This is a genomic window from Neglectibacter sp. CSJ-5 (assembly GCF_032490475.1).
GTDB lineage: Bacteria > Bacillota > Clostridia > Oscillospirales > Acutalibacteraceae > Hominenteromicrobium > Hominenteromicrobium mulieris.
The window spans coordinates 758,332-770,535 of record NZ_JAVYJC010000001.1; the positions used below are offsets into that span (position 1 = coordinate 758,332).

A 12,204-nucleotide genomic window follows, 5' to 3' on the forward strand; every position below is an offset into this window, starting at 1 on the left:
CAGCTTTGACATAGATTGCATACAGCAGAAAAGAGTAATTATTTCAGGGAAAGAGGAACGTACGTTATGGGCAACAAAGCATATTTGGTACTCGAAAACGGAAAGGTCTTCTGCGGCGAATCCTTCGGCGCGGCGGGCGAAGTAACGGCTGAGGTCGTTTTCACGACCGGCATGACAGGTTATCTCGAAACGCTCACCGATAAGAGCTATTTCGGGCAGATTGTCGTCCAGACATTTCCGCTCATCGGCAATTACGGCGTGATCCCCTCCGATTTTGAGGGAAAGATCATCGGTCCCTGTGGTTATATCGTAAAAGAATGGTGTCAGTCGCCCTCCAATTTCCGCTCGGAGGGTGATCTTGACACCTTTTTTAAAGAAAGAGGCGTCATCGGCCTTTGCGGTATCGATACACGTGCCCTCACAAAGGTCATCCGCGAAAGCGGCGTCATGAACGGTATGATCACAACAGAGCTTACGCATGTCGATATGGATAAGATTCACAGCTACCGCGTGACAAACGCGGTGGAAAGCACCTCCGTCACCGAAATGACGCGCCGTGAGAACCCGGAAAAAAAATGTACCGTGGCGCTCATGGATTACGGCTACAAGGAGAACATCCGCCGCGAGCTCGAAAAGCGCGGGGCAGAGGTCATTGTATGCCCGTACAACACGACGGCAGACGAATTGAAAGCCCTTAACATTGACGGCGTGATGCTTTCAAACGGCCCCGGCGACCCGGCGGATAACATCGAGGTCATTGAAAACCTCAAGAAAATTATGAACATGGGCAAACCGCTCTTCGGCATCTGCCTCGGTCACCAGCTGCTGGCGCTTGCAAACGACTTTAAGACCGAAAAGCTCAAGTACGGCCACCGCGGCACAAACCAGCCGGTGCAAAATCTTGAGACCGGCCGCGTCTACATCTCCAGCCAGAACCATGGCTACGCGGTCGTGTCCTCCACAATCGACCCCGAGATCGCCGACGAATATTTCAACAACGTAAACGACAGAACGTGCGAGGGCGTGCGCTACAAAAAAATCCCCGCTTTTTCCGTGCAGTTCCACCCGGAAGCCTGCGGCGGCCCGCGCGATACCGCGTTCCTCTTTGATAAATTCTTTGAGATGATGGGAAAATAAACAGTACCCAAAGCAGTATAGAAAGGATTGTTTACAGCTATGCCATTGAATAAAGACATTAAAAAGGTTCTCGTCATCGGCTCCGGCCCGATCGTCATCGGTCAGGCGGCGGAATTTGACTACGCTGGCACTCAGGCGTGCCGTGCTCTGAAAGCGGACGGCATCGAGATCGTGCTCGTCAACTCCAACCCGGCGACCATCATGACGGATAACGCCATGGCGGACCACATTTACATCGAGCCGCTCACGCTGCCCACCATCAAGCGCATCATCGAAAAAGAAAAGCCGGACAGCATCCTCTCCGGCTTCGGCGGCCAGACCGGCCTCACGCTTTCCATGCAGCTTGCAAAGGAAGGCTTTTTGAAGGAACACAACGTACGCCTGCTCGGCGCTTCCCCGGAGACCATCGATAAGGCGGAAGACCGTCAGATGTTCAAGGATACGATGGAAAGCATCGGTCAGCCGTGCATCCCGTCCAAGGTCGTCACCACGGTAGAGGATGCACTGGAGTTTGCGGAAGAGATCACGTACCCCGTTATCATCCGCCCGGCGTTCACGCTCGGCGGTACCGGCGGCGGTATCGTCGATAACCGCGAAGAGCTCATGGAGGTCGCGGCAAACGGCCTTGCGCTCTCGCCGATCACCCAGATCCTCGTTGAAAAGAGCATTGCGGGCTGGAAGGAGATCGAGTTCGAGGTTATTCGCGACAGCAAGGGCAACGTCATCACGGTCTGCTCCATGGAAAACTTCGACCCGGTCGGCGTCCACACCGGCGACAGCATCGTCATCGCCCCGGCGGTCACGCTTTCCGATAAAGAATATCAGATGCTCCGCACTGCGGCCATCAACATCATCGACGCGCTCGGCGTAGAGGGCGGCTGCAACTGCCAGTTCGCGCTGCACCCGACGTCCTTTGAGTACGCCGTCATTGAGGTCAACCCGCGTGTGTCCCGTTCCTCCGCACTGGCATCTAAGGCGACCGGCTATCCGATCGCAAAGGTCGCGACGAAGATTGCCATCGGCTACACACTCGATGAGATCGTCAACGCCGTCACCGGCAAGACCTACGCGGCATTTGAGCCCGCGCTCGACTATGTGGCGGTCAAGTTCCCGAAGTGGCCGTTCGACAAGTTCGTTTACGCAAAGCGCAACCTCGGCACGCAGATGAAGGCGACCGGCGAGGTCATGTCCATCGCCGATACGTTTGAAATGGCCCTCATGAAGGCTGTGCGCGGTGCAGAAATCTCGCTCGATACGCTCAACATGCCGAAGTTCGCAAACTACGAGGACAGTGCCCTGTGGCAGATTTTAAAAGACGCGACGGACGAGCGCCTGTTCGCCATCTACGAGCTCATGAAGCGCGGCGTCACCACCAAAGAGATCCACGACTTCACGATGATCGACATGTGGTTCCTCGAAAAGCTCAATAACCTGCTCGCGTATGAGCGCGAGATTAAGGATCAGCCGCTCACGCACGCACAGTATACGCGCGGCAAGAAACTCGGCTACACGGACGAAGCTCTCACGCGTATTTGCGGCACAAAGCCGACCTTCCGTCACGAAGCGACCTTCAAAATGGTCGATACCTGCGCAGGCGAGTTCGCTGCGACCACACCGTACTTCTACGGCACCTACGATACGCCGGAGCAGGGCGGTGAAAACGAAGCGATGGAGTTCATCGGCAAAAGCGGCAAAGAGACCGTCGTGGTTTTCGGTTCCGGCCCGATCCGTATCGGTCAGGGTATCGAGTTCGACTATGCCAGCGTTCATTGCGTGGAGTCTCTCCAGCGCCTCGGCTATGAAGTCGTCATCGTCAACAACAACCCGGAAACCGTTTCCACAGACTTCGACACTGCAGACCGACTCTACTTTGAGCCGCTGTGCGCCGAAGACGTTATGAATATCATCAACATCGAAAAGCCGAAGGGCGTTGTCGTCGCGTTCGGCGGCCAGACGGCCATCAAGCTTACAAAGACGCTTGCGAAAAACAACGTGCCGATCATCGGCACGAGCGCCGACAGCATCGACGCCGCAGAGGACAGAGAGCGCTTTGAAGAGCTGCTCGAGCGCTGCAACATCAAGCGCCCGAAGGGTCACACCGTCATGACGACGGAGGAAGCCCTCGCAGCCGCGCACGACCTCGGCTATCCGGTGCTCATGCGTCCGTCCTACGTGCTCGGCGGTCAGAACATGATCATTGCATACGGCGATGAAGACATCAACGAATACATGGCGATTATCCTGCGCCAGAAGCAGGATAACCCGGTGCTCATCGATAAGTACCTCAGTGGCACCGAGATTGAAGTCGATGCCATCTGCGACGGCGAGAACATCCTCATCCCGGGCATCATGGAGCACGTAGAGCGCACCGGTATCCACTCCGGCGACAGCATCGCGGTCTACCCGGCAAAGGACATCGACGACGAGCTCAGCGCAAAGATTGTCAAGACGACCGAAATGCTCTGCACGGAGCTCAAGGCCATCGGCCTCATCAACCTGCAGTACATCATCATGAACCGCGAAATCTACGTTATCGAGGTCAACCCGCGTGCTTCGAGAACGGTTCCGTACCTCAGCAAGGTCACGGGCGTGCCCATGTGCGACCTCGCTACAAAGGTCAGCCTCGGCATGAAGCTCACCGACCTCGGCTACGGCACGGGTCTCTATCCGACTTCGCCGTATACGGCCGTCAAAGTGCCGGTCTTCTCCTTCGAGAAGCTCACGGATGTCGATACCCAGCTTGGCCCGGAAATGAAATCCACCGGCGAAGTGCTCGGCATCGGCAACAACCTTGAGGAGGCGCTCTATAAGGGCCTCATCGCCTCCGGCAGCAAGATGAACAAAAAGGGCGGCGTGTTCATCACCGTCCGCGATGGCGATAAGAAAGAGATCGGCGAGATCGCGAAGAAATTCGACAAAATGGGCTTCCCGCTTTACGCCACGACGGGCACCGCAAGCGTGCTTGCAAAGCTCGGCCTCACCGTGAAGATTGTCGATAAGATTCACGAAAGCCCGGTCAACACCATTACGCTGCTTGAAAGCGGTAAGCTGGCGTATATCATCTCCACCTCCGCAAAGGGCAGAAACCCCGCACGCGACAGCGTTAAGATCCGCAGAAAAGCGGCGCTGCTCGGCATCCCGTGCCTCACGGCCATCGATACCGCAAACGCCCTCGCGGACAGCCTGATGAGCCGCTACACCCCGTACAACACGGAGATTGTGGACATCAACAACCTCAAAAAAGAAAAGGTCAAGCTGCCGTTCACCAAGATGTCGGCGTGCAGCAACGACTACATTTATATCAACTGCTTCGAAAACGAAGTTTCCTCTCCGGAGTTTCTCTCCATCTACCTGTCCGACCGCCACAACGGCGTCGGCGGCGACGGTGTCATCCTCATCTGCCCGTCCGATGTGGCAGACGCTCAGATGCGTATGTTCAACCGCGACGGCAGCGAGGGTCTCATGTGCGGCAACGGCATCCGCTGCGTCGCAAAGTACCTCTTCGACAACGGCATCGTGAAAAAGCCTGTCATCAATATCGAGACAAAGAGCGGCATCAAGTCTTGCAGCATCATGACGATGAACGGCAAGGCGTACAAGATTACGGTCGATATGGGCGCGGCAGCGCTTCGCCCGGAGCAGGTGCCCGTAAAGCTCGAGGGCGATGTGATCGTCAACAAGCCTGTCATCATCGACGGTCACGAGTATTACATCACCTGCGCATCCATGGGCAACCCGCACTGTGCGGTGTTCGCACCGTCCGTCGATAAGCTGGATCTCAATGCTATGGGCCCGAAATTCGAATATAACCCGCTCTTCCCGGAGCGCGTCAATGTCGAATTCATCGAGGTCGTGGACGAGCGCACTCTTAAGGTACGCGTTTGGGAGCGCGGCAGCGGCGAAACGATGGCCTGCGGTACAGGTGCTTGCGCGGCTGTTGTCGCGGCAACGCTCAACGGCAAGTGCGAAAAGGGCGAGGACATCCGCGTCATCTTAAAGGGCGGCGACCTTACCGTGCGCTACACCGATGAGAAAGTGCTCATGACCGGCGGCGCAGAGAAGATCTTCGACGGTGTCGTAGAAGTCTAATTGATGTTAAATAATTCGGCGTTCCGCATTTTTGCGGAGCGCCGAAAAACATTTTAAAAATAAAATCAGAAATTTTTTCTGAAAATTTGAAGAGGATAAAAGGTAAAAATTCAAGAGAAAGCGGTGAAATTCCATGAACAAGTACTTGAAAAAAGCGGAAAACGGCTCGGGCATCGACCACTATGTGCGCGTGCCGGGCACCGGGGCAAAGCAGAAGATCACGTTTACCAAAATGCACGGCTGTGCAAATGATTACGTGTATATTGACTGCTTCCAAAATGATATTCAAAACTACGCCGAGCTCGCAATCTATCTTTCTGACCGCCACACCGGCATCGGCGGCGACGGCGTCATCTACATTTGTCCGTCCGATGTAGCCGACGCGAGAATGCGCATGTATAACCTCGACGGCAGTGAGGGCATGATGTGCGGCAACGGCATCCGCTGCGTTGCAAAGTATGTCTACGACAGCGGCATCGCGAAGAAAGACGTTTTGCATATCGAGACAAAAAGCGGCATCAAAATCTGCCGCGTGCATGTCGAAAACGGCGAAGTTACCACTGTCACGGTCGATATGGGCAAAGCGGAGCTCGTGCCCGCGAAGATCCCGGTCGATTTCCCGGGTGATACTGCCGTCAAAGAGAAGATCACCGTCCTTGACAAAGAATACGAAGTCACCTGCGTTTCCATGGGCAACCCGCACTGCGTCATTTTCGGCAAAGATCCCGATATGATCGACCTCGAGAAGATCGGCCCGCATTTTGAGCACTTTGAGAAGTTCCCGGAGCGCATCAATACGGAGTTCATCGAGGTGCTGGATAACCACACCTTAAAAATGCGTGTGTGGGAGCGCGGCAGCGGTGAAACCATGGCGTGCGGCACCGGCGCGTGTGCGTCTGCCGTCGCGGCGTGTCTCAACGGCTACTGCAAAAAGGGCGAAGATATTACCGTCAAGCTGCGCGGCGGCGACCTTGTCATCAATTATACCGATGACGGCGTGCAGATGACCGGCAGCGCCGACACGGTTTTTACCGGCGTCGTAGAAATTTAATTGTAAAACAGCCGAAAACGGCTTTGATAAAATGAAATAGGGTATTGGAGAAATAATAGGTTTCTCAGTCAAAGAAGTCAAAGAAAAATATAAAAGTTCCACTGTAAAAAAGAAAGGGGTAAGTTCTATGACAAAGTACATTTTCGTAACCGGCGGCGTGGTTTCCGGCCTCGGTAAGGGCATCACGGCGGCATCGCTTGGCCGTCTTTTAAAGGCGAGAGGGTTAAAGGTCGCCGCACAGAAGCTTGACCCGTACATCAACGTTGACCCGGGCACCATGAGCCCGTACCAGCACGGCGAAGTTTACGTGACCGAGGACGGCGCAGAGACCGACCTTGACCTCGGCCACTACGAGCGCTTTATCGACGAAGACCTGAATAAATTCTCCAACCTCACGACCGGCAAGGTCTACTGGAACGTCCTCAACAAGGAACGCCGCGGCGAGTACCTTGGCGAGACCATTCAGGTCATTCCGCACATCACGGACGAGATCAAGAACTTCATTTACAGCGTCGGCCACAAGACGAATGCAGACGTCGTTATCACCGAGATCGGCGGCACGGCAGGCGATATCGAAAGCCAGCCGTTTCTCGAAGCCATTCGTCAGGTTTCGCTCGAGGTCGGTAAGGAAAACTCCCTTTTCATTCACGTCACACTTGTGCCGTACCTCAAAAGCTCCGGCGAGCATAAGTCGAAACCGACCCAGCACTCTGTAAAAGAAATGCAGGGTATGGGCATCTCCCCGGACATCATTGTCCTGCGCTGCGATGAGCCGATTGATCCGAGCATTTTCCACAAGATTGCTCTGTTCTGCAACGTAAAGCCGGACTGTGTTATTGAAAACATGACGATCCCGGTGCTGTACGAAGCGCCGATTATGCTGGAGAAAAACAATTTCTCCAGCGTTGTCTGCCGCGAGCTGAACCTCAAGACAAAAGAGCCGGATATGGCCGAGTGGAGCCGCATGGTAGAGAAGATCCGCGGCCGCAAAAAGACCGTCACCATCGGCCTTGTCGGCAAATATATCAAACTGCATGACGCATACCTTTCCGTCGTCGAAGCACTCAACCATGCCGGCTATGAGCACGGCACGAAGGTCGAAATCAATTGGATCGATTCCGAGCTCATCACGCAGGAAAACGCTGCCGAAATGCTCAAGGGCTGCGATGGTATCCTTGTGCCGGGCGGCTTCGGCAACCGCGGTATCGAGGGTATGATCTATGCCGCACAGTACGCAAGAGAGAGCAACGTCCCGTACCTCGGCATTTGCCTCGGTATGCAGATTGCCGTCATCGAGTATGCCCGCCACGTGTGCGGCATCGCGGATGCAAACTCCGGTGAATTCGACGAGTACGGCCTCAATAAGGTTATCGATTTCATGCCGGACCAGTCCAGCACCATCAATATGGGCGGCACACTGCGCCTCGGCAGCTACCCGTGCGAGATCGCGGAGGGCACGCAAATGGCGCGCTGCTATGGCGTTTCCCATATTGATGAACGCCACCGCCACCGCTATGAGTTCAATAACGATTACAGAGAGACACTCACAAAAGCAGGCATGGTCATCAGCGGCACCTCGCCGGACGGCAGGATCGTCGAGACCGTGGAAGTGCCGCAGAACGACTTCTGCATCGGCGTGCAGTTCCACCCGGAATTTAAGTCCCGCCCGAATAAGGCGCATCCGTTATTCCTCGGCTTTGTCGGCGCATCACTCAATAAGAGGGAAAAGAACGCATAAGAGACAGTAATGAAAATAAAAAAGGTCCAAGTATAAGAAGAAGGGAAGAAACCGGCATGAAACTCAACCAAAACTACGCAAACCTTCAGGAAAGCTATTTGTTTCTGACCATCGCAAAGAAAGTCGCCGCCTATACGGAGGCGCATCCGGATAACCACATCATCCGCATGGGCATCGGCGATGTCACTCAGCCGCTCGTTCCGGCCGTCATCGAAGCCATGCACAAAGCAACGGATGAAATGGCGCACAAGGAGACATTCCACGGCTATTCGCCGGATCAGGGTTACGATTTCCTGCGTGAAGCCATTCAGGGCTACTATGCAAAGCGCGGCGTGGCGTTAAAGCGCAGCGAAATTTTCGTCGGCGATGGCGCAAAGAGCGACGTCGGCAATATCGTCGATATCTTCGCGGACGATAACACCGTTCTCATCCCGGACCCGGTCTATCCCGTGTATGTCGATACGAACGTCATGTCCGGCAGAAAGGTGATCTACCTCGACGCAAACGAGCAGAACGGCTTCCTCGGTATGCCGGATGAAAACGTCAAGGCCGACATTATCTATCTCTGCTCGCCGAATAACCCCACCGGCGCCGTGTATAACAGAGCACAGCTCAAAGCGTGGGTCGATTACGCGCTCAAAAACAACGCTGTCATCCTGTTTGATGCCGCATATGAGTCGTTTATCACGCATGATGATCTCCCGCACAGCATTTTCGAGATTGAGGGCGCGAAAAAGTGCGCCATCGAGTTCTGCTCGTTCTCGAAGACCGCAGGCTTCACCGGTGTGCGTTGCGGCTATACCGTTATCTGCGATGAGCTTGTTTCGGACGGCACCAAGGTCAATACGTTGTGGGCGCGCCGTCAGGCCACAAAGTTCAACGGCGTCAACTACATCACCCAGCGCGCCGCCGAGGCCGTCTTCACGGACGAAGGCCAGCAGCAGGTGAAGGGCGTCATCAACTACTACCGTGCGAACGCCAAGGTCATGGTCGATGCGTTCAAGGAGATGGGCGTGTGGTTCACCGGCGGCGAAAATTCCCCGTACATCTGGCATAAGGTGCCGGACGGCATGACCTCCTGGGAGTTCTTCGATTATCTCTTAAACGAAGCCGAGGTCGTCGGCACGCCGGGCAGCGGCTTCGGCAAAAACGGCGAGGGCTTCTTCCGCCTTACCGCATTCGGTACGCTGGAAAAGACACAGGAAGCCATGGAGCGCCTCAAAAAGCTGCTTAAAAAGTAATTCAAACGAAGTCAAAGGGGACTGTGCAAAACCTGCGCCGTCTCTTTTTTTACTCTTGACTTGTGCAGACAAGTTGCTATAATGAAACTGAGCTTATTTCCTACGGAGGATACACTATGCATTACAAAAAAGATCGCGTCGCTTTAAAGCCGCCGCTTGGTTGGAACAGCTGGGATTGCTACGGCCCCGCCGTCAATGAAGTGCAGCTTTTGGGCAATGCGCGTTATATGGCAGAGCACTTAAAAGCGCACGGTTGGCAGTATGTCGTGTGCGACATTCAGTGGTACGAGCCGGAGGCCGGGCAGCGCCACTGGGAGTATAACCGTTTCGCAGAGCTGTGCATGGACGGATTCGGTCGCCTCATCCCGGCGGAAAACCGTTTCCCTTCCGCCGCAAACGGCGCGGGCTTTAAGCCCATCGCCGACCAGATTCACGCACTCGGTCTGAAATTCGGCATCCACATCATGCGCGGCGTACCGCGTCTCGCCGTGCATCGCGCCCTGCCTGTAAAGGGCACGAACGTCACTTGCCGCGACATCGCTCACGCAAACTCCATCTGCGCGTGGAACACCGATATGTACGGCGTTGACGCTGATTGTGACGGCGCACAAGCGTACTACGACGCTATCTTTGAGCTCTACGCTTCATGGGGCGTCGATTACGTCAAGGTCGATGACATCTGCAACGTGAAGATCACTCCGCTCGAGCCGTATTCCGCGCGCCGCGAGATCGAGATGATCCGCCGCGCCATTGACCGCTGCGGGCGCGATATGGTGCTCAGCCTTTCGCCCGGTCCGGTTGTGCTGGAAGAAGCATGGCATCTTGCGAAAAACGCGAACATGTGGCGCATCACGGACGATTTCTGGGATAATTGGGACTCCCTCAAAGAAATGTTCTGGCGGTGCGAGCGCTGGCAGGCGCACGTAAAGCCCGGTCAGTTTCCGGACTGCGATATGCTGCCGCTCGGGCATATCACCATCGCGGCGGACGGCATAGGGCACAATACGAACCTGACACACGCCGAGCAGATCACCATGATGACGCTGTGGGGCATTTTCCGCTCGCCGCTCATCATGGGCGGCGAAATGCGCGATAATGACGCGTTCACGCTGAGCCTGCTCACAAATGACGAGCTTTTAAACCTCAACCAAAACGGCACCACGCCTTTGCAGCTTTTCCGCGACGAAACAAAAGCCGCGTGGCTCAATTTCGTAGGCAGCACGCCGTATATCGCGCTTTTCAACCTCACGGAAAACCGCGCCGTTGTCAGCGCCGAGCTGTCGGAATTCACCGATAAAACGCACGCCGAGGAGATCTGGAGTGGGGAGAAGACCGCATTCACAAAAACGCTTTCCGCTAAAATAGAGCCGCACGGCGCAAAGCTTTATAAACTCATTTGACCGGATACAGGAGGAGAACATCATGCTGGAAACACTGAAAGAAGAAGTCTACAAGGCAAATATGCTGCTGCCGAAATACAAGCTCATCACGTTCACGTGGGGTAACGTCAGCGGCATCGACCGCGAAAGCGGCATCATGGCCATTAAGCCGAGCGGCGTGGAGTACGACCTCCTGCGCCCCGAGGACATGGTGCTCGTCGATGTGAACACCGGCAAAAAGGTGGAGGGCGACCTCAATCCGTCGTCCGATACGCCCACACATGTCGAGCTCTACAAGGCGTTCCCGAACATCGGCGGCGTTGTCCACACGCATAGCCGCTGGGCGACCGTGTTCAGCCAGTCCGGCCGCGGCATCCCGGCGCTCGGCACCACGCACGGCGATTATTTCTACGGCGAAATTCCCTGCACGCGCAAAATGACGCCCGAGGAGATCGGCGGCGCTTATGAAAAGGAGACCGGCACCGTCATCATCGAGACGTTTAAGGATAAGTCCCCGGACGACATTCCCGCCGTGCTCGTCCACAGCCATGGCCCGTTCACATGGGGTACAGATCCCATGAACGCTGTGCATAATGCTGTCGTCCTCGAGGAACTCGCGTTCATGACATGGCACAACCTCGTGCTTGACCCCACGATTCCTCCTATGCAGCAGGAGCTTCTTGATAAGCACTACCTGCGCAAGCACGGCGCAAACGCGTACTATGGGCAAGGGAAATAAAAAACGGCTGGGAAAAGGGCACAGTCCCGCTGCAAAACGAAGACCTCACACTGCGCGAATGGTACTTTGACGGCGAAAGCTATTGGGTCTCGGCTGTAAACAAAGACGGCAGTGACTGCGCAGGAGACGGCGGCTATGCACAAACTACACGCTATTGCCGCGTGGCAAACGCAGAACTAAACTGGTCGCCGTGCGCCGCACCGAACGAACCATAAAGCAAGACCCGACGGGGAATATACATCTCGGCGGGTCAAATAATATTCGTTATTCTTTTATAAACGTGTCGAGCAGGGCGAGACCCGAAGCGGATTTAAACAGTCGCCGCACGGCTTTCGCGTGGGCAGAAGGATCATCTTCTTCCGTGCAGCCCGCAATGAGGTCGGCTTCAACGAGAAGATGCAGATCCTTGCCGTCAATTTTGTCGTAGCAGTGGTGCAGAACGACCATCTCGGTAATGCGCGGAAAATCTTCCTCCTTATAACCGCAGGCCGTCAGAAATTTTCGCACCAACGCAGGTGCCTCCTTGCGCTGATTCGCGGGGCAGCCGTTACCGTACTTTTCCTTGCAAAATCTGATCGCGATATCGTGCAAAATCGCTGCTGCACGCAGATTTTCCTGCTCGTGGGGCGGTAAGTTTTCAAGCTCGCCCAGCATTTTCGCAAGGCCGTATACCTTTAAAATGTGCTGTGTGCGGCGCAGGTGCCCGTTCTCATACAGGAGCGCGTCATATAAAAGCTTCGCTTCGTTCGGCATGCAATTCCCTCCGTTTCAAGGTCATCATACCATGGCTTTGACATTTGCGCAAGAGTTCGCTATACTAAGTTAAAACG

The 12,204-nt window shown here is 55.1% G+C and carries 8 protein-coding genes; 7 read left to right on the forward strand and 1 reads right to left on the reverse strand.

Annotated features, from left to right (window positions below; genetic code table 11):
• Positions 1 to 66 precede the first annotated feature (66 nt).
• The 7 genes from R2K26_RS03490 (at position 67) to araD (ending at position 11,374) form a co-directional block, all read left to right on the forward strand.
• The gene (locus R2K26_RS03490; RefSeq protein ID WP_316518791.1) at positions 67 to 1,137 is read left to right on the forward strand and encodes a carbamoyl phosphate synthase small subunit; all 1,071 of its coding nucleotides are present in this window, start codon (positions 67 to 69) and stop codon (positions 1,135 to 1,137) included.
• Between the two features lie 39 nt (positions 1,138 to 1,176).
• Entirely contained in the window at positions 1,177 to 5,226 is a 4,050-nt protein-coding gene (gene carB, locus R2K26_RS03495) for a carbamoyl-phosphate synthase large subunit (RefSeq protein WP_316518792.1), read from the forward strand.
• A 133-nt stretch (positions 5,227 to 5,359) separates the two neighbouring features.
• Positions 5,360 to 6,277, forward strand: a complete 918-nt coding sequence (dapF, locus tag R2K26_RS03500) for a diaminopimelate epimerase (protein ID WP_316518793.1) — start codon at positions 5,360 to 5,362, stop codon at positions 6,275 to 6,277.
• Positions 6,278 to 6,404: 127 nt separating this feature from the next.
• Positions 6,405 to 8,015, forward strand: coding sequence for a CTP synthase (locus tag R2K26_RS03505; protein ID WP_316518794.1), 1,611 nt, complete (start codon positions 6,405 to 6,407; stop codon positions 8,013 to 8,015).
• A gap of 56 nt (positions 8,016 to 8,071) precedes the next feature.
• Positions 8,072 to 9,256 (forward strand): LL-diaminopimelate aminotransferase, encoded by a 1,185-nt coding sequence (locus tag R2K26_RS03510; protein ID WP_316518795.1) that lies wholly within the window; start codon positions 8,072 to 8,074, stop codon positions 9,254 to 9,256.
• A gap of 116 nt (positions 9,257 to 9,372) precedes the next feature.
• Positions 9,373 to 10,656: a glycoside hydrolase family 27 protein gene (locus R2K26_RS03515; RefSeq protein ID WP_316518796.1), complete on the forward strand. Its 1,284-nt coding sequence runs from the start codon at positions 9,373 to 9,375 to the stop codon at positions 10,654 to 10,656.
• A gap of 22 nt (positions 10,657 to 10,678) precedes the next feature.
• Positions 10,679 to 11,374: an L-ribulose-5-phosphate 4-epimerase gene (gene araD / locus R2K26_RS03520; RefSeq protein WP_316518797.1), complete on the forward strand. Its 696-nt coding sequence runs from the start codon at positions 10,679 to 10,681 to the stop codon at positions 11,372 to 11,374.
• A gap of 264 nt (positions 11,375 to 11,638) precedes the next feature.
• Here araD and R2K26_RS03525 read toward each other — a convergent pair whose 3' ends face one another.
• Positions 11,639 to 12,127, reverse strand: coding sequence for an HD domain-containing protein (locus R2K26_RS03525; RefSeq protein WP_316518799.1), 489 nt, complete (start codon positions 12,125 to 12,127; stop codon positions 11,639 to 11,641).
• Positions 12,128 to 12,204: the final 77 nt, after the last annotated feature.